The sequence below is a fragment of the Brevibacterium sp. UMB1308A genome, from assembly GCF_030230605.1.
Taxonomy (GTDB): Bacteria; Actinomycetota; Actinomycetes; order Actinomycetales; family Brevibacteriaceae; genus Brevibacterium.
In genome coordinates this window covers 1-24,650 of sequence record NZ_JASPDO010000010.1, presented here as the reverse complement: position 1 = coordinate 24,650, position 24,650 = coordinate 1, and the positions used below count along the sequence as shown (strand labels likewise).

Annotated in this window: 20 protein-coding genes; 9 read left to right on the top strand and 11 right to left on the bottom strand. The window is 60.8% G+C overall.

Annotated elements, in window-relative coordinates; all coding sequences use genetic code 11:
- The first annotated feature begins 72 nt into the window (after positions 1-72).
- Positions 73-1,293, top strand: a complete 1,221-nt coding sequence (locus QP868_RS06030) for an MFS transporter (protein WP_284925705.1) — start codon at positions 73-75, stop codon at positions 1,291-1,293.
- A gap of 570 nt (positions 1,294-1,863) precedes the next feature.
- A complete protein-coding gene (locus QP868_RS06025; protein WP_284925704.1) occupies positions 1,864-2,508 on the top strand; it encodes a copper resistance CopC family protein in 645 nt (214 codons plus the stop codon).
- Here the strand turns inward: QP868_RS06025 and QP868_RS06020 are convergent.
- Positions 2,465-3,604 (bottom strand): glycerate kinase, encoded by a 1,140-nt coding sequence (locus QP868_RS06020; RefSeq protein WP_284925703.1) that lies wholly within the window; start codon positions 3,602-3,604, stop codon positions 2,465-2,467. The two genes, QP868_RS06025 and QP868_RS06020, sit on opposite strands and share 44 nt — an antisense overlap.
- Positions 3,605-3,647: 43 nt before the next feature.
- On the opposite strand from QP868_RS06020, the gene QP868_RS06015 reads away from it, so the two are divergent.
- From QP868_RS06015 to QP868_RS06005, 3 genes are all read left to right on the top strand, one after another.
- Complete coding sequence (locus tag QP868_RS06015) at positions 3,648-5,600, top strand: M13 family metallopeptidase (RefSeq protein ID WP_284925702.1); 1,953 nt, start codon at positions 3,648-3,650, stop codon at positions 5,598-5,600.
- A 7-nt stretch (positions 5,601-5,607) separates the two neighbouring features.
- Positions 5,608-6,303 (top strand): class I SAM-dependent methyltransferase, encoded by a 696-nt coding sequence (locus tag QP868_RS06010; protein WP_284925701.1) that lies wholly within the window; start codon positions 5,608-5,610, stop codon positions 6,301-6,303.
- Positions 6,304-6,406: 103 nt separating this feature from the next.
- Positions 6,407-7,033 (top strand): PepSY domain-containing protein, encoded by a 627-nt coding sequence (locus QP868_RS06005; protein WP_284925700.1) that lies wholly within the window; start codon positions 6,407-6,409, stop codon positions 7,031-7,033.
- A 21-nt stretch (positions 7,034-7,054) separates the two neighbouring features.
- Here the strand turns inward: QP868_RS06005 and QP868_RS06000 are convergent, their stop codons facing one another.
- Both QP868_RS06000 and QP868_RS05995 read right to left on the bottom strand, forming a co-directional pair.
- Positions 7,055-8,605: a DUF1684 domain-containing protein gene (locus tag QP868_RS06000; RefSeq protein ID WP_284925699.1), complete on the bottom strand. Its 1,551-nt coding sequence runs from the start codon at positions 8,603-8,605 to the stop codon at positions 7,055-7,057.
- 65 nt (positions 8,606-8,670) lie between these two features.
- Positions 8,671-9,918 (bottom strand): MFS transporter, encoded by a 1,248-nt coding sequence (locus QP868_RS05995; RefSeq protein WP_284925698.1) that lies wholly within the window; start codon positions 9,916-9,918, stop codon positions 8,671-8,673.
- Between the two features lie 19 nt (positions 9,919-9,937).
- On the opposite strand from QP868_RS05995, the gene QP868_RS05990 reads away from it, so the two are divergent.
- Positions 9,938-11,263 (top strand): M18 family aminopeptidase, encoded by a 1,326-nt coding sequence (locus QP868_RS05990; protein ID WP_284925697.1) that lies wholly within the window; start codon positions 9,938-9,940, stop codon positions 11,261-11,263.
- On the opposite strand, the gene QP868_RS05985 is transcribed toward QP868_RS05990, so the two are convergent.
- Together QP868_RS05985 and QP868_RS05980 are read right to left on the bottom strand one after the other, a co-directional pair.
- Positions 11,260-13,395 (bottom strand): thioredoxin domain-containing protein, encoded by a 2,136-nt coding sequence (locus QP868_RS05985; RefSeq protein WP_284925696.1) that lies wholly within the window; start codon positions 13,393-13,395, stop codon positions 11,260-11,262. The two genes, QP868_RS05990 and QP868_RS05985, sit on opposite strands and share 4 nt — an antisense overlap.
- 46 nt (positions 13,396-13,441) lie before the next feature.
- A complete protein-coding gene (locus QP868_RS05980; protein ID WP_284925695.1) occupies positions 13,442-14,794 on the bottom strand; it encodes an MFS transporter in 1,353 nt (450 codons plus the stop codon).
- A gap of 75 nt (positions 14,795-14,869) precedes the next feature.
- On the opposite strand from QP868_RS05980, the gene QP868_RS05975 reads away from it, so the two are divergent.
- The 3 genes from QP868_RS05975 (at position 14,870) to QP868_RS05965 (ending at position 19,507) form a co-directional block, all read left to right on the top strand.
- Positions 14,870-15,457: a dienelactone hydrolase family protein gene (locus QP868_RS05975; RefSeq protein WP_284925694.1), complete on the top strand. Its 588-nt coding sequence runs from the start codon at positions 14,870-14,872 to the stop codon at positions 15,455-15,457.
- 110 nt (positions 15,458-15,567) lie between these two features.
- The gene (locus QP868_RS05970) at positions 15,568-16,683 is read left to right on the top strand and encodes a 3-oxoacyl-ACP synthase III (protein ID WP_284925693.1); all 1,116 of its coding nucleotides are present in this window, start codon (positions 15,568-15,570) and stop codon (positions 16,681-16,683) included.
- A gap of 37 nt (positions 16,684-16,720) precedes the next feature.
- Complete coding sequence (locus QP868_RS05965; RefSeq protein WP_284925692.1) at positions 16,721-19,507, top strand: alpha/beta fold hydrolase; 2,787 nt, start codon at positions 16,721-16,723, stop codon at positions 19,505-19,507.
- Positions 19,508-19,510: 3 nt separating this feature from the next.
- On the opposite strand, the gene QP868_RS05960 is transcribed toward QP868_RS05965, so the two are convergent.
- The 6 genes from QP868_RS05960 to QP868_RS05935 form a co-directional block, all read right to left on the bottom strand.
- The gene (locus QP868_RS05960) at positions 19,511-20,314 is read right to left on the bottom strand and encodes a 3-oxoacyl-ACP reductase (RefSeq protein WP_284925691.1); all 804 of its coding nucleotides are present in this window, start codon (positions 20,312-20,314) and stop codon (positions 19,511-19,513) included.
- Between the two features lie 30 nt (positions 20,315-20,344).
- Positions 20,345-20,908, bottom strand: coding sequence for a hypothetical protein (locus QP868_RS05955; RefSeq protein WP_284925690.1), 564 nt, complete (start codon positions 20,906-20,908; stop codon positions 20,345-20,347).
- Positions 20,905-21,756 (bottom strand): MbnB/TglH/ChrH family RiPP precursor modification enzyme, encoded by an 852-nt coding sequence (locus QP868_RS05950; RefSeq protein WP_284925689.1) that lies wholly within the window; start codon positions 21,754-21,756, stop codon positions 20,905-20,907. Before QP868_RS05950 ends, QP868_RS05955 begins: the two co-directional genes overlap by 4 nt.
- On the bottom strand, positions 21,753-22,418 hold the full coding sequence (locus QP868_RS05945) for a DUF2207 domain-containing protein (RefSeq protein WP_284925688.1): 666 nt from the start codon (positions 22,416-22,418) through the stop codon (positions 21,753-21,755). The genes QP868_RS05950 and QP868_RS05945 overlap by 4 nt, the downstream gene beginning before the upstream one ends.
- 54 nt (positions 22,419-22,472) lie before the next feature.
- Complete coding sequence (locus QP868_RS05940; RefSeq protein ID WP_284925687.1) at positions 22,473-23,345, bottom strand: TIGR04222 domain-containing membrane protein; 873 nt, start codon at positions 23,343-23,345, stop codon at positions 22,473-22,475.
- A gap of 233 nt (positions 23,346-23,578) precedes the next feature.
- Positions 23,579-24,508 carry an Abi family protein gene (locus QP868_RS05935; RefSeq protein ID WP_284925742.1) on the bottom strand — a complete coding sequence of 310 codons (930 nt, stop codon included), beginning with the start codon at positions 24,506-24,508 and terminating at the stop codon, positions 23,579-23,581.
- Positions 24,509-24,650 lie beyond the last annotated feature (142 nt).

Sequence of the window (24,650 nt, the reverse complement as noted above, 5' to 3'; positions counted from 1 at the left end):
CCTGGCGTGCGGTGGGTGAGATCACCTCCGCGGAATGCTAAGAAACTGGTAACTGAGGCCTAGAATTATCTGGTGCTATCGACCTACCGTGACATTCTGAGCCTGCCTGGGGCCTGGCGTTTTTCATTCGCTGGGCTCATTGCGCGGTTCCCTATGGCCATTTTGGGCTTGGGAATCGTGCTTTTTGTGCAGGGTGTCACGGGGTCGTACGCGTTGGCTGGAGTTTTATCCGCCGTGTACATGGTGGCGGTCGCGATCGCGACCCCATTTCTGGCCAAACTTGTCGACAAACACGGTCAGTCAAGAGTCATGGTGCCGGTGACCTACGTTCACCTTGTGGCCACGGTCGCTCTGATCGTTACTGTGTACGCGGACCTGTGGTGGCTTGTCTACCCGGTCACGGTAATGACCGGGGCCACTGTGGGTAGCGTGGGGTCGCTGGTACGTGCCAGGTGGTCGCACGTCGCTCCTACACCTCGGCAGTTTTCAACGGCACTGTCATGGGAGTCTGTCGCTGACGAGTTCCTGTTCATTGTGGGCCCAGTGTTGGTGACAGTGTTGGCCACTGCGGTGCAGCCGGCGTTGGGGATTATTGGGTCGTCGGTGGCGTTGGCCGTTGGCGCGGCGTTGTACTACAGCCAAAAAGACACCGAACCGCCGGTCGCCAAGCATGACCCAACAGCGCCTAAAGGCAAAGTGATGTCGAACCCCGCAATTTTTGTTGTGGTGCTGTCGCAGCTGTTCGTAGGAATCAACTTTGGTGCGCTGGACGTTGGGGCGGTCGCATTTGCAGAAGAGCAGGGCTTGAAATCCTTTGCCGGTGTTGCTCTTGGCGTGCATGCGATTGGTTCACTGTCGGCTGGGATCGTGTACGGAGCGATCACGTGGAAGAGCAAGGCGCGGATTCGGTTTGCGATTGCACTGAGCGCGTTGGCGCTAGGCGGTTGGGCGCTCCAGCTTGCGACTTCGCAGTTGCTCTTGTGCATCATCATTTTCTTTGTAGGGCTGACCGTTGCACCTTCGATCATTGCGGCGTCGACCATCATTGAGCAGTTTGCTCCCCTGTCCCGGCTCACTGAAGCGTTTGCGTGGATCGGGACACTCATGAGCGTGGGGGTCGCAGCCGGGTCAGTGCTAGCTGGAATTGCTGCTGATTCATACGGCGCAAAGACTGCGCTACTGATCCCAGCGTTGGGCTCATCGGTGGCTGCGCTGGTCGTGATTGTGTGTAACCGGATGCTTGATCCGGGGTATAGGCGTCACCAGCGAGAAGTAGTTGAAACTGGTGAGTAACTTCACGTGACGTTTTGTGACTTTTGGGTTTATATTGGAAGAACCGCGGCGGTCAGGCTGAAAATATGCATGGCTGTCGTGGTTTTTAATTTGCGTGGACTTTAGTTTCTGCCGTGGCTTTGCATGTATTGCCTAGCTGGTAGGCGTCTACCCAAACGCCTGATCAGTAGCGCGCACCAATGGTGCTTTCCTGCCTATCCCTGTGGAACTCCGACTCGTTACTCACCACAATTCGGCTGTTCGTCGATTGCAGTGTTGGGTAACTGGTCGAAATCTGGCCGAAAATGTGAACAAAACGAACAAAAAGGGCGTGTAGTCAACACACTGGATTGAGCTGTGTTGGGTAAACGGTTCTTCGCATCTGCGGGGCGGGCAGTCCGTGTGAGCATTAACCCGCATGTGAAGCGCTCCGGGTTATTAGGCCCCGATCAAACAGCGCAAAGCGAGCGAAACTGCGCAATATAACGCGCCGTCTCGCTCACTTTGCGCCACTCCGCTGGGGTCGTAAGGAGTTTCCCAACTGCATCCCTCATACTGGACATACACTGTCTATCTGATTGGAGACTCGACATGACACACAGGTCAGCACTTTCCCTACTGCTCAGTGCAGTTCTGACCTTGGTGATCGGTTCGTTCGGCCTGATGTCCGCTTCGCCAGCCCTCGCCCACGACCAGCTGATCGGCTCCAACCCTAAGAACGGCGCCAAGCTGGACAAACAACCCGAATGGCTCGAACTCGAGTTTTCCGGAAACATCCAGGACATCGGCACCGAAATCCAGGTCATGCACGAAGGCAAAGACGTATCTGCCGGTGAAATCACAATCGAAGGCCGCAAAGTCACCTCGGCACTCCCCGACGACCTGGGCCCAGGCGACTACAAGGTCGTGTGGCGCGTGGTCAGCTCGGACGGCCACCCCATCAGCGGAGACCTCACATTCACCATCAAAGACAGCAACGCGGCAGGTGGAACCACCTCGGAAAACGAAGGCGACGACGCCACTAACGAACAACCCGCCGAAGGCACCGGCGACAACAACGCAGACAGCGAAAACGCAGCCGACACCTCGGCAGACACCGACGCTTCCGCTACCGCAAACGAAGACAACGGTGGCATCTCACCAATCGCCTACGTGGTAATCGCCCTGGGGGCGGTAGGCGTTGTCGCACTCGTCATTGTGATGTTCCGCCGCAAAAGCCGCGGTCTCGAACAGTAGCCGCTAACGCGTAACCCACTTCTATAAGCACTCGCCCCGGTTCGGCAACACACTGCTGGACCGGGGCGAAGTCTGTGAGTGCGAAAACCTCAGCCACCTCGGCGCCGACAGGCCCAGCCTGCCCCGCGCTCCCAGCACCAGAAAGCCCAGCACCCACGTCACCGGCACGCAACTTCGCCTGCCCGCACACCACAATCACAGGAACCCCCGCAGCCCCGGCGCGCGCAATCACCGTGCCCGGCCCCTTGCCGCCCAGCGTCTGCTCGTCGAACTGGCCCTCACCCGTGACCACAACGCTGGCGCGCGCCAGCTGTTCGTCGAACCCCACCGCTGAGAGCACAAACTCGGCCCCGGACACCCGGTCCGCGCCCAAACCCGCCATGAGCGCGAACCCAAGCCCGCCCGCGGCTCCCGCACCCGGCAGGTCCCGCACGCGCCCGGTGGGGTCCAGCTGGTCTGCCCACCGCGCCAAGCGTTCCTCCAACCTGGCCACGGTCGCTCGGTCGGCGCCCTTTTGGGGCCCAAACACCTCGGCGGCCCCACGCGGTCCGGTCAAAGGATTGTCCACGTCGCACGCCACCGTGAAGGCCACGCCCGAGGTGTCCACCCCGGCCTCTTTCACCGCCCTGAGTGCGCCCCGGCCGCCATCACTCGTGGCCGACCCACCCACGCCAACCACGACCCGCGTACACCCGTTCTCAATCGCGTACGCAATCAGCTCGCCTGTGCCGTACGTGTGCGCGTCCCACGCAGTCTGTGGCGACGGGTCCACCAGGTGCAGGCCGGACGCCTGGGCCATTTCGATGACGGCCGTGCCTCCTTGGGTGCCACTGGCCGCGCTACTTGCCGCGACCTCGGCCGTATCACGCAGCGACGCCCACCGCGCGGTCACCGGCTGGCCCAACGGCCCGGTGACTTCCACCTGGTGCGCCTCGTATCCGCAGGTCACCAACGCGTCCACGGTACCCTCACCCCCGTCGGCAAGAGGCAAAACCGTCACCGGGAAACCGGCCTTTTCGCACGGTCCGCGCAGGCTCTGCGCCACCTCGAGCGAGCCGATCGTCCCCTTAAATGCATCACTAGCAATGAGGATCATGTGTTCATTATGGTGCATGCCTGCAAGGCGCTAACGTAGAATCATGACTGTTCTTCCAACTGATGATTTCTTCCGTCACGTCAACGGCCAGTGGCTCGACACATTTGAAATTCCGCAGGATCGGGCCGGGGACGGTCAGATGCGTCAGTTGCATGACGCCGCCGAGGTCGCAGTCCGTGACATTATTACCGGGCTTGGCACTGGGGCCGGGGATGGGGCTGATGCACAGGCAGGTTCGGCTGGACCAGCGGGTTCGGCGGCACAAATGGTTTCCGACCTCTACGCCAGCTTCATGGACACCCAGACCATTGAAGATCGGGGCCTAGAACCACTCCAGCCTTTGTTTGACCTGGTGAAGAACGCTAAGAACCACCAGGAACTCGCTCGCGTTTCCGGTGAACTGTACCGCCACGGGGTGAGCGGCGTGATCGCCGCGTACGTGTCCCCGGACGCCATGAAGTCTGACACGTACGCCATGTACATGATGCAAGACGGCATCACACTGCCCGATGAGTCGTACTACTCGGACGACCAGTACAGCGAGATCCGCACCAAGTTCGTGGAGCACATCGAGCGTCTGGCCCAGCTCACCGACTTAGAAAAGCACACCGGATTCACCAGCTCTGACCTTGCCACTCACGTGCTCGCACTCGAAACCGACATGGCCTCCCACCACTGGGACCGGGTGGCTGTCCGTGACGCCCAAAAAACCTACAACCCGGTCACGCGTGCTGAACTCGTTGAGCTCACGGAAGGCTTCGACATCAACGCCTGGCTCGACGCCTTGGGAGTTGACGACAGCGTGGACCACTTCATTGTGGGCCAGCCTTCCGCAATCACCGGTGACACTGACGTGTGGGCACAGTCCGATCTGGAAGGGCTCAAGGCCTGGACGATCTACCAAATCCTCAACAGCCGAACAGGGGCGTTGCCCGAAGCCGTTGTGGATGAGAACTTTGACTTCTTCTCCCGCACCCTGTCTGGAACTCCGCAGATCCGGGAACGCTGGAAACGTGGCGTCAGCCTGGTCGAAGGTTACCTGGGTGAGGTCGTAGGCAAGCTCTACGTTGAAAAATACTTCCCACCAGAATCCAAAGACGCGATTCGTGAACTCGTCGACGCTCTCATCGAGGCATACCGCCAGTCGATCACCAACCTCGACTGGATGGGTGAAGAAACCAAACAAAAAGCACTCACCAAACTCAGCCAGTTCACCCCCAAGGTGGGCTACCCCGACGTGTGGCGGGAGTACAACTTCGAGGTGAAGGCAGACGACCTCGCCGGCAACGTTGACCGCGCAACCGTCGCTGAAACCAAACGCCACATCGACCGAATCAACCAGCCTATTGACCCGCACGAATGGCTCATGAACCCGCAGACGGTCAACGCGTACTACCACCCCGTGCTCAACGAAATCGTGTTCCCGGCCGCCATTCTGCAACCCCCGTTCTTCGACGCAGATGGCCTGCCCGCCTCGAACTTCGGAGCGATCGGTGCGGTCATTGGCCACGAAATTGGCCACGGTTTTGACGACCAAGGCTCCCGCTATGACGGCACCGGAAACTTGGTCAACTGGTGGACCGATGAAGACCGCGAGCGCTTCACTGAGCGCGTTCAGGGCCTCATCGACCAGTACGACGTTTTGGTCCCTGAAGGCCTGGAGCCATCCGATACCGTCAACGGGTCCCTCACGGTAGGCGAAAACATTGGCGACCTGGGCGGTCTGGGAATCGCGTGGAAGGCGCTCAACATCGCTTCCGACGGCAAAGTGTCCCAAGACGACGCTCGCGCGTTCTTCACCGCGTGGGCGGTCGCGTGGAAGTCTAAGTTCCGCGCGGAAGAACGCCGTCGCCGGCTCGCAGTTGACCCGCACTCCCCTGAAGAGTTCAGGTGCAACCAGGTGCTGAAGAACATGGACGCGTTCCACGAAACCTTTGGCACCAAACCGGGTGACGGCATGTGGCTGGACCCAGCCGAACGCGTCTCCATCTGGTAGGGCGACCGTGAACGACCTCGGCGGAAACACCCCAGCCACCCCGGACCGCCTGCAGGAAACCCGCGAACACTGGGATGCGCGCTACCGGGAGTCTGACTCAATGTGGTCGGGCAAGGTCAACCACGCACTCGAACAGGCACTCACCCGGGTGGGCATGAACCCCGCCCCGCGCCCCAACCTCCGGGCACTCGACCTGGGGTGCGGCGAAGGCGGCGACGCGTTGTGGCTAGCCAGCCAAGGCTACGCAGTCACCGGCGTTGATATCGCTCCCACGGCCATCGAACGCGCCCAGTCGCACGCACTCAGGCAGGGTGTCACGGCGACTTTTGCCGCCTCGGACGCCGAATCCTGGCTTGCCCACCAGCACGCCACCGGCACCACATTTGACCTGATCACCGTGTCATTCCTCCACACCAACGTGGTGGAAGAACGCGAAGAACTCCTTCGCGCCGCCCGCACCCTGTTACACCCTGGTGGCGTGTTCCTCACCGTGTCCCACGCGCACATGCCACCCTGGGCGCGGAAGAACTTCACGGACGAGCAGTGGGAGGCCCGCACCCGCGCACTGCCAACGCTGGAATCTGAACCGGCCCTGCTTTCCGGTGAGGTTTTGCTGGCCGAGGTGTGGGACCGCACCGTCGAAGACCCCAGTGGGCAGCCGGCAGTGTTGGAAGACCTCGTGGTAGCCGTGCGGCGCCTGTGAGAAGGCTCTACGCGGGTTGCAGGGGAGCAATTACTCCCCGCCCGTAACCGGCATCACAGGGGTCAGACGGGCGTCACTCGCCGTAATTCGTTACGGTTGCAATATGAAGAAAATGAACCTACGCAAAGCGTTCCTGGCCGTTCCCATCGCTACTGCACTGGCTCTTGCCGGTTGCGGTGGTGGCGATGACCAGGGCGCAAAGCAGACCACCGGTGACGAACAGGCTCCAGCCGAACAAGCAACAGAAGAGTCGAACGAATCTGTTGACGACAACGGCGTGACGTCTCTTGACGACGATGACGACGATGACGACAACGAAAAGGGCGGACCGGTTGAGGCAGCCAACGCAGCAATCGACACTGCTGAGGCTGAAGTGAAGGACTCGAAAGCCATTGGCATCGAGCACGAAGATGACGGCACCTGGCAAGTCGACGTGCTGGCCGGTAACAAAAAGGTCGAAGTAAAGGTTTCCGCCGACGGCTCCTCCGTTGAAAAGAAGGACGATGAGGACGACGCCGACTCCGACGACAAGAACGCCGCATCCCAGGTCCGCCAGACCCTCAAGGAAGCGATCGCGTCCGCAACCCGCCACACCCCAGGAACCGTTGACGAAGCAGAGCTTTCATCCGACGGAGAGGTGCACTGGGAAGTAAGCGTTTACCCCAAGGGCAAGACCGAATCCGTGGAGCTTAAGATCCACCACCGCTCCGGCGACGTCATCAAAGACTAAAGCGGCTAAAGACTAGAGCGGTTAAATCTGCGAATGCACTAGTCGCGCAAAACGCTCAACGAGGTCCTGCCACGTGGCATGCGTTGACCACTGAGGTTCAGGGTTCTGACTCTCAGTGCTCTGGTTCGTAGCCACCTGGCCCTCAAGCGTTGCCGAGGTCGAAGGTTCAGTTGATCCTGGGCCTTCGGCTTCGGCATTTTTTCGTGTCTGCTGTTTACGCAAAACGGGTTCGATTTCACGAACAGGAATGTAGGACGTGCCACCCTCGTCATAGCGAACCACCTGGGAGAACAGGCGATCACGTGCAACCACATCGTTCACGGTCACGTCATACACCGGCCCGGCTGAAACCTGCTGTTCGCTATCAAATCTGGCAACGGAGAAGTCCGTCGATTCCAAAGATGCCTGCCACGGGTGCTCTGCGACCTTTTCTTGAGAACTGAGCAGGGTTGAAACGTTACCGATGGCCACCACGGGAACAGACGCCCCCGTAGCGTCACTGAGCAGTTCCATCACCTGTTCGTTAACACCGGTGACCTCAGGGGTGTCATAACCGACCACAACGAGCCCGGCATACCCCGTCAAGGGTGGAAGGAGCTCGTCGCTGGTCGAATCAGCAACCGTGACATCCACACCCAAGTGACGAAGAAGCTCCAGCGACTTTTCATAAAAAATATCGCCACCAGTGCGCACCAACAACACAGGAGTGTTGACACCCGATTCGCCCAACGTTTGAGCAGGTTTCCGCTCACCTGCTTCCACGTTCAGAGGCAACACATTCTGGGGAACTGGAGCCGGGCACGCCACGTACGGGGTAAACGCCATGGGCCACACAACGGTCCGGTTGAAGTCCAGAATCACACCACCAGACTGATCTGGAACTCCCAAGTCCAACCGGCGCCAGTCCGGTGTTGTAGTTCCATTGGTGTAGTCATAAAAGTTAATGTACAGGCCACCGCTCACAGAGCCGGATGCCAAAAACGTGTGTTGTTGACCGTCCAACTCAAACGTGACCGTTCCAGGGAACGTTTCTGTGCGGTCCAAACCAGGGGTCGCGGTCCCAATCCGGTGCGGCTGGGGCTGGTCGAACGCCTCAAAGGTTCCCTGCACCGTCCACGACTTGTCCAGCGGGAACGTGGGAACATCGATAAACCGCGAAAGAAGAGGGGCTTTCGAGTCACGCTTACGCAACGCCACGTACCCTTCGCGGTTGAGAAGCTCAACCACCACGTCACCGCTCAACAACCAGTTAAAACCAGTGTTCAGGGACACGCGCGCACTGAACGTGCCTTCTTTAGAGTGCCTTGCTGCCATGAGTGACGAACTCGGAGCATCCGTAACTTCCAAGGACGCGGCCGTTGGGCCAACTGTGTGCCCCGGGTCGACCTTGAAGTGCATCCAGGTGCCGTCAAAACTGAACTCCCCGGGAAGGTCGAACCATCGACCTGACTGCCCCGGTGGCACCCATTGGATATCGGTAATGCTCAAAGGACCAAAACGGGTAGCCAGATCCGCCACGCGCGCGTCATGCCACGCGTGCCATTCAGTCGTTAGCTGAGCGGATAAAACCATGGCACCTCACTCGTGTTGGAGCAACTCATTTCTAGCCTACCTGCCGTACACCCGCGAACCCACCGCTATTGAGTGCGACCACGTTGCACAACCACGTACGCAAACGATAGCGCCAACAAACACCCGGTAGCCACCGCAACCGCAACGTACCCCACACGGTATCCCGAACCGTCAACCAGATTGCCCACCACCGCACTCGCGGTAGCCTGCCCCACCGTGACCGCGGTCGCCATCATCGACATCACTGCAGTGGTGCGGCCAGTTGGTGCCACCTCGGCGGCAATGGAATACAACGTCACCAACGCCGGCCCAATTCCAGTGCCCAGCACCAACAACGCGACCACCAAACCGGGCATGCCGGGAGCCAGGTTCAGAATCACAGCACCGGCCACCGCAACCGCGCCTGCGACCATCCACCGCGAAACCAAGGTGACACGGTCAGGCAGCGCCACAACCGAAAACGCGAACAGTGCCGAGGTCACGCCCATCACTCCGTACAGCAGCCCCGTGGCATCGGCCCGCCCCAGGGTCTCCATGAAACTGGTGAGGCTGGTGAGCATGGACCCAAAGAACAGCCCAATCGACAGCATTCCCGCCACGGGCACCATCACGCGCGGCGCCAGGAGCGCTCCCATAGGGGCTGTCGTGGGCTGGGTGGGGGTACCATCGCCGAGGTCGTCCACCCTGGCTTTGGCCCGTCCCGTTGAGTACACCGACGACGGGTGGAAAGCGATGCCCAGCACGCCCAACGCGGTCAAGATCGCGGCGGCATCAAGGGGCACCACCACGCCCGCAAGAGTTGCAATAACCCCCACGACCACGGGGCCCAGGACGAACACGAGTTCGTCGGTCATGGATTCGTAGGACAGGACCGCGTTGGTCACGCGGGTGGGAACGTCGTCGTTGAAGTTGTGGCGCAGGGCTTGCAGCCAGCGCGAGCGCACCATCGACGTGGCTTGGGGTTGCGTGCACCCAATGCACAGGGCGGCTGCGCAGATGAGCAGCACATTGGGCTGGGAGTCGCTTGCGCGTAACGCCCATCCCAGGCCCAACAGACTGGCCGCATTAGTTACGGCGGTGAAAACCAGGACCGGACGTTGGCCGTATTTGTCAGCCAGGATGCCGTAAATGGGCCCAGACACGGCGGTTCCCAGCCCCACCAGGGCGGCGGCAAAGCCAGCGGTCCCGTAACTGTGGGTCACCACTGACACGGACGTCATCACCGCCACCACCGACATGGCGAATGGCAGTTTCGCTAAAAGAGCGAGGGGGAAGAAGGTCCACCCCACGATGCGAACAAGCTGAGCAATCACGGTTCACTAGGCTATACGTATGACTCAAACAACTGAAACACTCGCACAGGATTACGCACGCGACCTCATGAGCGTGGTGAAAGCGTCACCGTCGTCGTATCACGCAGCCGCTCATGTCCGGGATCGCTTGGCTGGCCAGGGCTTTGAGGTACTTGACGAAGCGCAGGCCTGGGATTTGGTTCCGGGAGGACGCTACGTGGTTGTCCGCGACGGTGCGGTCATGGCGTTTGTTCTACCGAAAACCGCTGCTGGGAATGGTGACACTGCTGGCAGTGCCAGCGATGCGCCCGTTTTTCGCGTCATCGGCGCACACACGGACTCACCGGCGTTCAAACTGGCTCCAAAGTCCGACTTCACCAACGCTGGTGCAGCACAGGTGGGCGTGGAAATCTACGGTGGACCTCTGCTCAATTCCTGGTTGGACCGTGAACTGGTATTCGCGGGACGTCTCGCTTTGCGTGACGGCTCTACTGTTTTGGCATCGACTGGGCCGGTTGGGCGTATTCCCCAGCTGGCAATCCACTTAGACCGTGGGGTGAACGACGGTCTCAAACTGGACAAACAGCGCCACACCCAACCCGTGGTGGGCTTGGAACCGGTAGAGCTAGAGAAGCTGTTGGCCCAGTCCGCTGGGGTCGACCCGGAAGACGTTTTGGGCCACGACATTTACACGTGTGCCGCCCAGGAGCCCGCCTTATTTGGCGCGCACGACGAATTCCTGGCCTCTCCACGTCTGGACAACCTGGTCAGTGTTCACGCAGGAATGTGCGCGATTGAACAACTCACCGACCCCACCGACATCGCTGTTCTTGCAGCCTTTGACCACGAGGAAGTGGGGTCCGGAACACGATCCGGTGCGTGCGGCCCCATGCTTGCCCAAGTCACCGAACGCATTGTGTACGGCATGGCTTCTGCCTGGGGCTATGAAGGACACGAACGCGACACGTACATGCGCAGTCTCGCTGGCTCAGTGTGCGTCAGCTCTGACACTGGCCACGCTGTGCACCCAAACTATCCAGAGCACCACGACCCACGCATCACCCCGCTTCTGGGGCGCGGTCCACTCTTGAAGCTCAATGCCCAACAGCGCTACGCCTCGGACGCGGTGGGAACCGCAGTGTGGGCACAGGCGTGCGAAGACGCAGGGGTTGCCTACCAGGACTTCGTGTCAAACAACAACATGCCGTGTGGTTCCACGATTGGGCCACTCACTGCCACTCGTTTGGGTATGACCACAGTGGATGTGGGAGCACCACTGTGGAGTATGCACTCGGCCCGCGAAATGATCGCAGTCAGCGACGTGGCCGACATCGTTGCGGTGCTGTCTGCGTTTGTGCGAGCTTAGTTACCGTTCTGGACTCCCAGTTCGTCCAACTGAACCCGTAGCGTGCGGGCATCCGTAGCCGGTTGCAGGCAACGGGTGCCCACGCACACCACGGCCTGGTCTGCCCCCGCATCATCACTGGTGTCCACAACAGGCTGAGACGGATGCGCATACGCAATACGCGCCAACTCCGGGTCCCGGGTGCTCACCCGGGGCACGTTTATCCGCATCGCCACATACGCCTGCCACCCGGCAGCCGTAGGCGTGCTCTGCATGAACGGACGACCCACCGTCAGCAACTCCCGCGCCAACTGGGCTGCCCCTCCCCCAGACTCCGGCGACAGGACAGACACAAGGAGGGCCACCTCGGCGAACGCGGTACGGCCGCACGGAACCACCGAATCAGCTGGGTTCGCACCCGAGGCGGGCACCAGCGAGTCAGGTGCGTGATCGTGAACGTGCCTGTCACGCACGAACAACCCCCGCGCAGTGTCGAACAACTCCTCGATCAGAGGCATCAAGTTGTTGCGCGTCAGGGCGTGCGTACCCACACCCACCACTTGATGCAGCTCCAGCAGCGCGCGGATCAAGGCCGCATAGTCGGCGAGTCCAGCAGCACTGGGGCCCGGTTTCCCGTCTGTGGTGGACCGCAACAGCTGTTCCCCAGTCCGGTTGTTGTCCAGCACGCTCTGCACCGTGGCGGCACCGGCGTCCACCAGCTCCGACTCACCCAAAACCAGCCCGGCACGCACCAGCGCAACGGCGGCCCGGCACGCGTCCTCCGTGATCAGTTTGGTGTCACGCTTAGGTGGCGTGCGTGTTTCCTGCAACGCTCGCAGATGCTCAATCACGGGCTGAACATCGCGGTCGGCGACCATCCCGGCCCCGCTCCCGGACCCGGCCCCAGCCCCGTCCTCTCCGGCATTCACGTCGCTCACACCTCGGCCGGGTGCTATCAACGCACACCGCGGCTCTCCACCTTCAAAACCACTGTCCGGAAATTCCACCAGGGCGAAGTAGTCGCTCACGACCCCGGACTCCGCCAACGCCTGCTCCACTTCCGAATGCGTGAACGTGTAGTACGCACCCTCCACGCTCACCGACCCCAGTGGCGAATCCGCGTCCAACGCCGTCGCCAACCCGCCCCCAGGCAGGCGCATATCAGCCAGGAGGAAACGGGCGGTGGCAACGACCTCGGCGCGGGCCACGTGCGCGTGCGCACTGTGCGGGTCACGCGCATGCTCCCACGCCCACCACGCGGTCGTCGCCGAAAGGTACGTGGCATTGTCGTTGAGCATCTTTTCGAAGTGGGGCACGTGCCACTTCGCGTCCGTGCTGTACCGGGCAATCCCACCGCGCAACTGATCACGCATGCCACCAGCGGCGATGTTGTGCAGCGTGGTGCGCACTATGGTCAATGCGTTGTCATCGAAGTCCGCTCGTTGCATGAGCGCTTGCAGGACCATGGATGGCGGGAACTTGGGCGCCCCGCCGAATCCGCCGTACACCGGGTCGAAGCGGTCGGCCAGTTGTTCGCTCCACGCGGTGAGTTCCTCCGCTGGGACGGGTGGGGTGGCTGACCGGTCAGCGGTGAGGTCAGCGGTGAGGTTGGCAAGTTCCCCTTCCGGGACCGAGGCGGTCGTCGACTCCGCGACCGCCTCCAGCTGGGTGCGTAGCCGGTGGGTGATGGCGCTGATCTGTTCTTGCTGGTCACGCCACGTGTTTGTGACCGCTTGGAGGACTTGCATGAAGGTGGGGAGACCTCGGCCGGTGTGGGATGGGAAGTAGGTGCCTGCGAAAAACGGGACGCCCTGGTGGTCGGTGAACGCGTTGAGCGGCCACCCGCCCTGACCGCGCAATGCTTGGAGCGCGTTCATGTAGAACTCGTCCACATGGGGCAGTTCTTCGCGGTCGATTTTGATGGCCACAAAGTTGTCGTTGAGCACTTTCGCCACGGCCGGGTCAGAAAAGGATTCGCGCGCCATGACGTGACACCAGTGGCACGTGGAGTAGCCGATCGACACCAGCACCGGCACGTTGCGAGCGCGGGCGAGCTCAAAAGCCTCCGGCCCCCACATGTGCCAGTTCACTGGTTGGTGGGCGTGGGACTGCAGGTATGGGCTGGTCGACGTGTGCAAGGCGTTCGCGTCCATACCAGTAGCCTACTGTCCAGGCTGGCAGGTCACACCCCTTACGCTTTTACGCCCAGTTGGTCACGCGCGCGTTGTCGTTGTTGCCGGCCCCACGTGACAGCACGATCGCAATGACCGCCACGGATGAACAGACCGCCAAAAACAGGGCAGCCGCCCACACGTCCCCGTCGAGTGCGTTGATGAGCGCCAACACGATCATGGGCGAGAAACCGGCCACGATCGCGCCGTTGGCCTCGCGAGCCAACGCCATTCCGGAAAATCGGTGCTCCGGCGGGAACAGGTTAGCCATGAACGCGCCCTGCGAACCGGACGTTCCGGCGATGATCACGCCGAACCCGACTCCCACCGCCAGCGTTGCGCTTGCCACCGCACCCATCTGCAGGAGTTTGAGGAATGGGTAGGCGTAGATAATTCCCAGGGCCGAGGCGGTCGCCAGTACCGTACCCGCCCCGAACTTATCCGAGGCCCACCCTGCAAAGGGCGTGGTCACAACGGCGACCACGGTACCCACGGTCACCGCGACAAGAGCGTCTGAACGGCTCATGCCCACGTACGGGCTGGTCAGGTAGAACACGCTGAAGGACGCAATCAAGTAGACCAGGGCGCTGTGGCCGAACATGCCAAAGAAACCAAGTAGCACGCCTTTGAAGTCCGAACGCAGAAGCTCCTTAATGGGCACTTTGCTTTCCGCTTGCTGTTTCGCAGCGTTTTCTTGGGACGCTACGTACTCAGGCGTTTCTTCCAGTTGCGTGCGAATGTAGAGCGCCACAAAGAACAGAAGCGCTGATGCGAGGAACGGCAAGCGCCAACCCCAGGACAGGAACGCTTCTTCAGGTAGATGAGACGCCCACAGGAACGCACCAGTCGCTAGCACAATGCCCAGCGGAGGCATGGACAGAATGAAACCAGTGAACCAACCCCGGCGCTTGGGCGAAGTGTATTCGGCGACCACGGTGATGGCGCCGGTGAGTTCGGCCCCGGCGCCAAATCCCTGAATGAACCGGAACAGCACCAGAAGAATAGGAGCAAACACCCCAATCGCGTGAGCGGTAGGCAAGAGTCCCATACCTACGGTTGCCACTGCCATCAGGATGATGGTGAGCAGCATGGCGGGTTTACGGCCATAACGGTCACCGATATGCCCAATAACAATGCCACCCAACGGACGGGCCAAGAACCCAACCGCAAACGTCGCAAACGTGCTCAGACCCGCTGCCGCGCTCAAATGCCCGGGGAAAAACAGAGGTGCGATCACCACACCAGCAGCCGCACCGTACAACGCGTAGTCATACCATTCGATCAACGTTCCCACGATCGACGCGACCAACGCTTTGACCGCTCCCGGTGACATTCCACCTTTTCTGTCTGCCACCTCGGCGGGCGCTGCAGGCTGATTCATTCCACCCTCTTCACACATAGAAATAGTTCTGCAGAATCCTATACGCCCGGTTTTCAGTCCAGTTAAGCTGGTCACATGGCGACCATTATTCTGTTCCACTCAGCCCTGGGGCTCGACCAGGGAATGCACCGAATGGCAGACGTCCTCAAGGACGCCGGGCACACCGTCCACCTTCCGGATTTCTACGACAGCAACGTGTTCACAGAAACGGCAGACGGGCTTGCCTACCGCGACGACGTCACGTTCCCTGAGCTGGCCAAACGCGCCTCAGCGGCAGTGGACGAGATCGTTGCCGGTTCACCTGCTGAGCAGGGGCTCATCTTTGGTGGCTTCTCGCTTGGGGCCGCGATGGCGCAGAGCTTTGGGAAGCGTCACCCGCAAGCGGCTGGTGCGCTGTTGTTCCACGCTGGCGGAACCCCCAAACCAACCAGCTGGCAAGCGTCAGCAACCCTGCAGATCCACCACACGGTAGGCGACCCGTTCTACGACGAAGGCCAACCCGAACTGTTAGCGCGGTGCGCGGCAGAAGCCGGTGCTCAGGCCAGCCATTTCATGTACCCCGGCAAAGCGCACTTATTCGCTGATCCCACAAAAGGCGACTACGACGAAGAACTCGCCACCCTCATGTGGGAGCGGGTCCTCGCGTTCGTCAACCAGGCGTGAGTTGGGGCGCTAAACGATCACCAAATGTGGGATTGCCCACCCCCGCTTAGCCATTTTGGCGTTGAGCATTAGGATTGACTGGATAGGGAAAACAGGGCACGCGCAGTGACATGCTCAGGTGTGCGCACTGGCACGCACCAGCCCTGTTAACCGCCAACCTACTCGACGCACGAATTGAACGGACGCTTTTGAACGGCAGAACACCCGGCAATACGACTTTCCGGCACAACAACGCAGCGCTTCTGGGGATAGCGGAAACAACTGCCCCCAACCCGGTTTCCTCCGACTCATTCGACGAACAGCTGGCTTCAACTCTTAAGCGTTTACACCTTCCACAAGGGCTAATTCGGCGGGTCGCCGGAGTGGACTACCGCCGCAACTGGGACAACCCGCACGACTTCATCGCCGGAGCCGTCAACGCCGGTAAACAAGCACTCGAACAAGCCCAGGTGGACGCAGACCAGATCGGCGTCATGATCAACACCTCCGTGACCCGCGAAACCCTCGAACCGTCCGTCGCCGTGTCCATTCACCACGGAATCGGATTACCCACCTCGGCCATGAACTTCGACATTGCCAACGCGTGCCTAGGGTTCGTCAACGGTATGACCGTGGTGTCCACCATGATTGACTCGGGCCAGATCGACTACGGCCTGGTCGTGGCCGGTGAAGACGCCACCCGCGTCCAACAAGCAACCCTGAACCGCCTGTCCCAAGACGACATCACACGCGCGGAATACCTCAACGAATTCGCCTCACTCACCCTGGGATGTGGCGCCGCTGCCGCCGTGCTAGGACCAGCCGACCGCCACCCAGAAGGCCACAAAATCCTGGGCGGAGTCACCCGGGCGGGCACGTGGAACCACGAACTGTGCGTAGGCGACCACAACGGCATGTTCACCGACGCCACCGGCCTGCTCACCAACGGTATGGAACTGGTCATCAACGCGTGGAACGAGGCCCACGAAGACGGCTGGGACTGGAACGACATGACCATGTACGTCACCCACCAGGTGTCCAAGATCCACACCAACGAAATGGCCAAAACCGCCAGCCTGGACCTTGACCGCATGCCCGTCACATTCCCGGAACTGGGCAATGTGGGGCCCGCCTCACTGCCCATCACGCTGGCCCGCAACGCCGACTCGCTCAAATCCGGTGACCGGATCCTGGCCATGGGCGTTGGCTCTGGCCTCAACACCGCAATGACTGAAATCGTCTGGTAAACACCACCGTCTAAGCACAACCGTCGAAAGGCAGAACGTGTCCCATCCTTCACAGGCGGCGTTCGGAGCCGCACCGGCAACCACCCCACCTGACCTCGCGGAATGGGACCCACAGTGGTCGCGCATCGTCACGATTCCCACCTTCGACGGCGAGCGTTCCTTCCACGTCCTCGACACCCTGCCCGCGTTGCGCGAACGTGGCCTCGAGCCCACCGGCACGATCGTCGCTCTGCACGGAAACCCCACGTGGTCGTACCTGTGGCGGCGCCTGGCCCAGGCCACTGTGGACGCAGCGGGCGAACCCGGAACCCGCACCTGGAGGGTCATCGCGCCTGACCAGCTGGAAATGGGGTACTCGGAACGGGTTGAACATTCCAACTTGCCCACACCCCTGGGTGACGACCCCACGCAGCGCCGCATCGCGCAGCGTGTCACAGACTTTGACGCTGTCATCTCAGAGTTGACCGCCGAGGTGTCCGCCACCTCAGGCGCGGACCACCCCCTAGTCACGCTGGGACACGACTGGGGCGGGGTGCTGTCGCTGACCTGGGCGGCCCGCAACCAGGACCGCGTCGCCGCCGTCATGACGCTCAACACCGCGGTGTGGCACGACGACAACGAAAACATTCCCGCGGCCCTGCGCGCGGCACTCACCGGCCCGGTTTTGCCGTACTCCACCGTGCGCACGGATGCCTTCCTGCGCGCCACCTTGGCGTTGTCGAATTCCATGCCGGCCGAGGTCGCAAACGCCTACCGCTCGCCGTATCAGACGGCCGCCCAGCGACACGGAATTGGGCAGTTCGTCGCGGATATTCCGGCTACCTCGGACCACCCGTCGCACGATGAACTGCAGCAGCTGGCCCGCGACATCGCAACGATTGAAACGCCGGCGTTGATCCTGTGGGGCCCAAAGGACCCGGTCTTCCAGGAGCGGTACTTGCGCGATTTGCGTAAGCGACTCCCTCAGGCTGATATTCACCGGTTCGAGCGCACCAGCCACTTGTTCGCTGAGGACGTGGACTACGCTTCGACGATTCTGCAGTGGCTGGCGGCCTCACTTCCGGTTGATGGGGCGCAGGTGGCTGCGGCCGGTGGGACGGCTGATTCAGCCAGGACGGTTGCTGGTGAGACTGGCCCCGATGCCGCCACCGGCGCCAACGACGACCTCCCCATGATCTTCGACGCCCTGGACGCCCGCCACACCGACCCGTCCGTGGCCAGCGTGGACATGAGCAAGGACCAGGCGATCAGCTGGGCGCAGCTGAGCCACGTGGTTGACGCGATTGCGTTGAGCCTGCAGGAAAAGGGACTCAAGCGCGGTGACCGTGTGAGCCTTCTGGTGCCTCCCGGCAACAACCTCACCGCCGCCGCGTACGCGGTGCTCAAGGCCGGAGGTGTCGTGGTTGTTGCCGACGCCGGTCTTGGGGCTGCGGGCATGACGCGGGCGATTAAAGCCTCGGACCCGCAGTGGATTATTGGTGAGGTGCCCGGTCTGACCCTAGCCCGAGGTGCCGGCTGGCCTGGGCGCCGAATTTCAGTGACCCCGCTCAACGCACTCACGCGCCGCCTGTTGGGGGTTGAGACGTCGATGACTGAAATGTCGCGTCGCTGGGTCAAATCGCACGAAAAGATCGACACCCCGCAGCTGGACGACGACGCAGCCGTGCTGTTTACCTCCGGCTCCACCGGCCCGGCCAAGGGTGTGCGCTACACGCACCGAGCACTGGGTGCCTTGGCCACGGTCCTCCAACGTCATTTCGACGTCAAACCTGGTACCGGCCTGGTGGCTGGGTTCCCGCCGTTTGCCCTGTTGGGACCGGGAATTGGTGCCAGCTCCGTAACTCCGAATATGTCGGTGACAAAGCCGCGCACGCTCACGGCGCGCGCCCTGGCCGAGGCGGTCGCCGCCGGATCCTGCACCATGGTTTTCGCTTCCCCGGCTGCCTACACCAACGTTGCGGCTACCGCTGATGAGCTCACTGACGAACAGCGGGCAGCGTGCGCCGGTGTCGAGATGGCACTGTCTGCCGGTGCGCCGGTTCCGCTTGAGCTTATGCGGAAGATTAAGTCCGTCTTCCCCAACGCTTCTGTTCACTCGCCGTACGGCATGACGGAAGGACTGTTGCTTGCCGACATCACTGCCGAGGGTGTTGCAGAAGCGATGGAAGCGGCTAGTGATCATGGCGTGTGCGTGGGCCGCCCGATCGAAGGCGTGCGTTTTGCGATCGCACCGATCCTTCCTGACGGTTCCTCGTCTGAGGAACTCATCGAGCTGTCTTCGTCTGGCGGTTCTGACGTTGTGAGCTCTGACGCCGTGGGGGTCTTGGGTGAGTTCGTGGTGTCAGCCGATCACATCAAGTCTGGTTACGACCGTCTGTGGCTCACCGATGTCGAATCAAAACGCGACACCGCAGGTGGCCACACGTGGCACCGCACCAACGACATTGGTCACGTGGACGCGCAGGGGCGCATCTGGGTTGAAGGGCGCACGCAACACATTGTGACCACGCCTTATGGCCCCGTGGCGCCCGGCGGCGTCGAAGCCGTTGTGGACACAGTGCCTGGGGTTTCGCGCAGTGCCGTAGTGGGTGTTGGGCCTCACGGTAACCAAGCACTCGTTGTTGTCTTGGAGCGTACAGATGAGATGAAACCCGGCCTGGCTGGCCTCGACATCACCGCGCAGATCCGGGAAACCGTGCTTGAAAAGTGCGACCTGGACGTGGCGGCTGTTCTTGTGGCCAAGGACTTCCTCACCGACATCCGCCACAACTCCAAGATCAACCGCGAACAGCTACGCGAATGGGCTGAAGACCAGCTGGGGTGAAACTCAGTCGAACACCAGACCGTTGTCGACCACCAAGTTCTGACCCGTCACAGCACGCGAAGCCGGGGACGCGAAAAACGTGGCTGCCGCCGCGAACTCTTCGGGGGTCGTCACGTGCCCCAAAGGGGTGGTGGAAGCGATAGCGTCAAACACCTCGGGCGGGGTAGCCGAAGACGCATCCGTGGTACGCAACAGACCGCCGGACACCATGTTCACCCGGACCCCCAGAGGCCCCAGGTCCTTAGCAAAAGTCCTGGTCACAGAGAGAAGCGCGGCCTTGGAAGCGGTGTAGTCGTGGTACGGAACCACCGGGTTCTGGAATAAGTTCGTGCCGATGTTGATCACGCGCCCGGACCCCAGTTCGCGGAATCCTGGCAGGGCCGACTGAATGGTGTTTACCGCGCCACCCACGGAGCCGCGGAACTGTGCGTCGAAGTGTTCGTAGTCGATTTCATCGGCGTGAGGGCGTTCGTCGCCGTTGAAGGAAAAGTCCACCAGCGCGTTGTTCACCACGGTAGACACTGGAGCGTTCCATTCCTCCTGCACGTACTTGAACATGGCAAGAACAGCGCGGAAGTCGGTGACATCGGCCTGCACGGCGAGCGCCCGGCCGCCTTGTCCCTGGATCGACTTAACAAGTTCGCCTGCAGCGTCTTCGCTGGTGCGGTAGTTGATGACGACGCTGGCGCCTTCAGCCACAAAGGTTTTGGTCAGAGCAGCACCCAGGCCCCGGGCGCCTCCAGTGATGAGGACAATCTGATCGCTGATGGGCAAAGCGCTTGTCGAATGGGCGTGTGCGTTAGCCATAGTGACTCCTCCAAAGCGTAGTTGGCACCATCATCGCATTCCGCGGCGAAAAATCCACGCCCACCGGCCCCAGCCGAACGCCACGAGTCCGTCTTCTGACACGACAAACGGGCCAACTCGCGGTTTGACGTCAGGCAGGCCTTTCGCCCTGGTGCCGGTCCGGGTGCCGCCTGTGTCACCAGCGCGGTTCCCAGCCCTGGGGCCGGTCGCGTCTTTCACTCGTCGATAGCGGATGCGCGCGCTCACGAAATCCGCTCGCGCCTCGGGCGGTAACTGGTGCGCCTCAGCCAGGCAGAACAGGAGGCTGGCCCCGTCTGTATCGTGATCAGCAGGTGGGTGCGTTGTGTGCCACTCCTGTGCCGTTTCCCACGCTGGTTCGCCTTGTAAACGCGCACGTTTCAGGCCCACGGCAAGGCCCCGGTAGTGCCCGCCTAAAGTGCTCAAGCGTTTGGAAAACAGGCTGCTTCGAGCCGCGTCAAGTTTTTTCTGGTCCAAGCCCATGGTGTTCTCGGCACCACCCACCATGATGGCCACAAACTGGGCTTGGTCCTGCGCCAACTGTGCGCGAATCGCGCCGAGGTCGCGGTCCGTCACGGGGTAATCCTGTCCACGCCTGCGATATCGGCCAGTGCGTTGAGTTCGGCGAACATCTCGTCTTCAGGTGGGAACGCTGAGTCACGTTCCAGCATGAGTGGAACTGGGCCGGTTCGCTCCACCACCTCATGGGCTAGCACCATGACTTCTTGCACCACGGGACTCGCGTGGGTGTCGTGGTACATGTCGCCTCGCCACGAACCGCCCGCAATGTGGCAATACGCGATCCGGTCTAACGGCATGGCCAGCACATCGGTGAGCGGGTCACGCCCATGGTTGGTAGCGTTCGCCCACACGTTCGCAATGTCCAGAACAAGCCCAGCTCCGGTTTCCTCTAAAAGTGCAGTGACGAATTCGCCTTCTGGCATCTGTGGGTCCGGCCATTCCACCAAGGTGGCAATCGGCTCGAGGGCGAGGGGACGCTGCAACACGTCTTGCGTGCGGTTCACGTTGTCCACCATGACGGCCAGCTGGTCGCGTGTGAGTGGGACGGGTAATAAGTGCCCAGCTTCCAACACCTGGGCGTGAGGGGAATCGTAACCGTCTAGCTCCTGGGCTCGCACAAGCGCTATGTGCTCACTGATCAGCGGGGAACGACACGCCTCTGCAACCGCATTAAGCATGTTCAACGTGTCCGCATCCGGTGGTTCAGCAGACCCCAGCGACAGCGACACCCCGTGAGTGACCACCGGGACATCCGAATCCACCAACACCTGCAGGTGTTCGTCCAGGTCGCGCGGGTTGTGGTTCTCAGCCAGCACCTCAACAAATGCAGGCGTCAACTTGGCCTGCGACTGGCGCATTTCCCAACGCCACCCCACGCCTAAGCCCGCGGGGAGACTACTCACGAACGACCTCGGGACGATACATCCAAAGACCGGATCTCATTGGTCAGCTGCTTGTAGTTACGCGAACGGAACTTCTTGGTGGGGTTGGAGACCTTTTCGCGGAAAGCCCAGGCCAGAATCCCAACAACCACCAGTACTTCGATCAGCAGGCCCCACACCGGTTCGTGGGCGAAAATCAGCACGCCCAGGCGCGCAACCCCCAGCATAAACAGCGCCAACCCTGCAGCCTGCGCGACCAACAAAGCCGGATGCTTAGGGCTAATGAGCATGCCAGTTTCGCGCATGCCACGGCGAAGATCCTCCACCAAGGCACGCGAGTAGTCGTCATGTGCGAGCTTTTCGTACACGTGCTCAGGGACTTCCTGCTTGTCGGTGATCTCCAGGGCGCGTTGAATGAGCGGCTGCTGCATGAGCCCACCAAAAATTTTGACGTCACCGTTGCGCGCGAAGTATTCGGCCCGAGCGGGAGGACACACCAGAGTGGACACGGTAGTGAACACGCCTGCACGACGGTCCTTGGAATACGCCAGCTCCAAAATGTTGGGGGTACGTGCATACTCGCGACTCACCATCACGCGAGCGCCCCACACAATGAAGAACAGAAGCACCACCAAGGCGCCGTAGAACCACAGGAAAGCGTTTCCCGCAATGTGGCTGAACATCAGTCTCCTCCTCTGTGGCTACCCCGTTCGTGCACACGGTAGCCACACACCAGACTAGTCGCCACCTCCGCAACCACCGCATCCGCCACCGCCGCCGCACGAACTGCAGGAGGATCCTGAACTGCATGAGGAGCCCCCGCCCCCGCCAGAAGGACTTGGCACTGTTGGCAAAGCCCAGACCGAGGCGAACGTTGGGTCCAGTTGCCAGGCCGCCGTGACTCCGCCCACTGCCAATGCCAGCGGGAGTCCAAGGGAAAACGCTTGTGACTGTGGCTCGAGTTCCTTCATCTGCTTCATGGTGTCCACGTACGCCGCCCCCTGCGTACGCTTCATTGGGCGCGTTGGGCCGGAGTACACAAGAAACCCGATCAAGAAAATGAGGCTGCAGGTCATGGCCACAAGGAAGCCCACGGGCCTGTCGTTGATCAGGCCCACTACGATGCGGTAAAGCCCGAATAGAAACACTGCCAGCGTGAACCAGCCGGCCAGTCTACGCAGGAACGTCTTGTTGTCTGACAGTAACCGGTTGTGGCGCATGTCTGCGGCAAGGTCTTTTTCCAGCTCCTTGAGCTGGTGGTCTTCTTCCGCGCGCTTGGAAATGGGCAAGTGCTGAAGGTCAGACGCTTCCATGAGTTGGCGGATTCGCCCAACAATGGGGTGCGCGCTGATGTTGCGGTACAGGTCTGGATTGCCGTGACGCTCCAGGTACTCCAAGCGTTGTGGAGGGTCGAGCAGAGCAACGACTGTGGCCACCAGACTCACGCGGCCACCTGACGCGTAAGCCAGTTCAAGCACGTTAGGGGTTTTGCGCAACGGCCCGCCTGATGTCACCCGTCCCACAATGAGCAAGACAATGCATATCACTATGAGCACCGCATAAAAGGCCAGAAACAGCGGCCCCGGCACATTGGTCATCAACAGGTTCATGTCTTAAATGTACGGGCTGAACTCGCTCTGTGTGTGGCGAGCAGGTTACATCTGTACGTAGATTTGCAATAGATGTGGGACCACCTCCGTGCATCGACACACCACTTACCCACCACAGCTCAATCCAGTGTGTTGACTACACCCCCTTTTTGTTCGTTTTGTTCACGTTTTTGGCCCAAAATCGGCACGTTACCCAACACAGCAAGCCCAAACAGCTGACGTGTGGTGGGTAACTATCGCCAAAGGTCAAGCTTGTTCCAGTCCGGCGGCGCTCCGACCGATTCAATGGAGAGTGCATGCGAAGTAGGGAAGGAGCGGAGTAGTTCGACTAGCCGCGGCGCCCAGGAGCGCTCTAGCTCGATGGAACGTAGCATATATGCGATCACTGCCAAGGCATTGTATGTGCCGAAGTCCTTCTTGGGCACAGAAGGATCGCGCAGATGGTCAAGAAGTGGCACTTGGCCGACTTTAGGTCGCTTGGGGGCGTTCTGGAGTTTACGGTTGAAAAGTCGCGCGTGATGAGCGGCAACGTTGCGTACATAGTTCAGACTAGCCAGCCAACTTGCCATCAGTTTTTTGTGTGGGACACCAAAGCTCACTGCCACTTCCTCAGCGTCCCCCTGACGCATACCCCGATAAAGGCTCGACAAGTGCCCAAGCTCCAACAGCTCAGTCAGCGCCCAAATCGGCATTCGATCGTCATACTTACTACGAAAATGGGCGGCGAACTGTTCATCCGAGGAGTCTCTGCGTTCTTTAACCTGCGCAAGCCATGTCACCTGCTTGCTCGGGCTCGGATAACGACTGTCGGTGCCCGGCGTTGTAAACGAGTTGTCGAAACAAAGTGGGTTCTCGTGCGCGAACGGCGAGACCTGACCCAGAACATATGCGATACGCATACGTACAGCTATTTCAACGCGCTCAACACCTTCCATGACCAGCGTGCGCAGTCGCCGGTCAAAGCCGATGATCGATTCAGCATGATGCAACGTTGTACCCAGCCGGTATGTATTCAGTACTCGAATGGTCTTGCGGCCCTTGTCATCCACGTGCTCCTCGGATTCAAGAAAGGGATATAGGTAGCCGGTCAATCGGTAGTAGCCCACGGACTCAATCACCCGGATTGCCCTCGTCGGGTCCTCGACCTCTAGGCCACGCTTCACTAGCCGTTCCACCTGCTCATCAAGGGGTAGCCACTTCGGGTTAATGCTCAAAATGTGTGTACGGCAGGGGCTTCTTGCCCAGTGTTCCGTAGGGCTTCAGGCGGTTATACATGCTTTGTAAGCATGTATCATGCATGGTGCT

Excerpts from the sequence above, each read along its gene's own strand:
- QP868_RS05980 (WP_284925695.1), bottom strand. The coding sequence starts at position 14,794 with ATGAATCAGCCTGCAGCGCCCGCCGAGGTGGCAGACAGAAAAGGTGGA.
- QP868_RS05945 (WP_284925688.1), bottom strand. The coding sequence starts at position 22,418 with ATGTTCAGCCACATTGCGGGAAACGCTTTCCTGTGGTTCTACGGCGCC.
- QP868_RS05975 (WP_284925694.1), top strand. The coding sequence starts at position 14,870 with ATGGCGACCATTATTCTGTTCCACTCAGCCCTGGGGCTCGACCAGGGA.
- QP868_RS05985 (WP_284925696.1), bottom strand. The coding sequence starts at position 13,395 with ATGGACGCGAACGCCTTGCACACGTCGACCAGCCCATACCTGCAGTCC.
- QP868_RS06020 (WP_284925703.1), bottom strand. The coding sequence starts at position 3,604 with ATGATCCTCATTGCTAGTGATGCATTTAAGGGGACGATCGGCTCGCTC.
- QP868_RS06005 (WP_284925700.1), top strand. The coding sequence starts at position 6,407 with ATGAAGAAAATGAACCTACGCAAAGCGTTCCTGGCCGTTCCCATCGCT.
- QP868_RS06025 (WP_284925704.1), top strand. The coding sequence starts at position 1,864 with ATGACACACAGGTCAGCACTTTCCCTACTGCTCAGTGCAGTTCTGACC.
- QP868_RS05960 (WP_284925691.1), bottom strand. The coding sequence starts at position 20,314 with ATGGCTAACGCACACGCCCATTCGACAAGCGCTTTGCCCATCAGCGAT.
- QP868_RS05970 (WP_284925693.1), top strand. The coding sequence starts at position 15,568 with ATGCTCAGGTGTGCGCACTGGCACGCACCAGCCCTGTTAACCGCCAAC.
- QP868_RS05990 (WP_284925697.1), top strand. The coding sequence starts at position 9,938 with ATGACTCAAACAACTGAAACACTCGCACAGGATTACGCACGCGACCTC.
- QP868_RS05940 (WP_284925687.1), bottom strand. The coding sequence starts at position 23,345 with ATGAACCTGTTGATGACCAATGTGCCGGGGCCGCTGTTTCTGGCCTTT.
- QP868_RS06015 (WP_284925702.1), top strand. The coding sequence starts at position 3,648 with ATGACTGTTCTTCCAACTGATGATTTCTTCCGTCACGTCAACGGCCAG.
- QP868_RS06000 (WP_284925699.1), bottom strand. The coding sequence starts at position 8,605 with ATGGTTTTATCCGCTCAGCTAACGACTGAATGGCACGCGTGGCATGAC.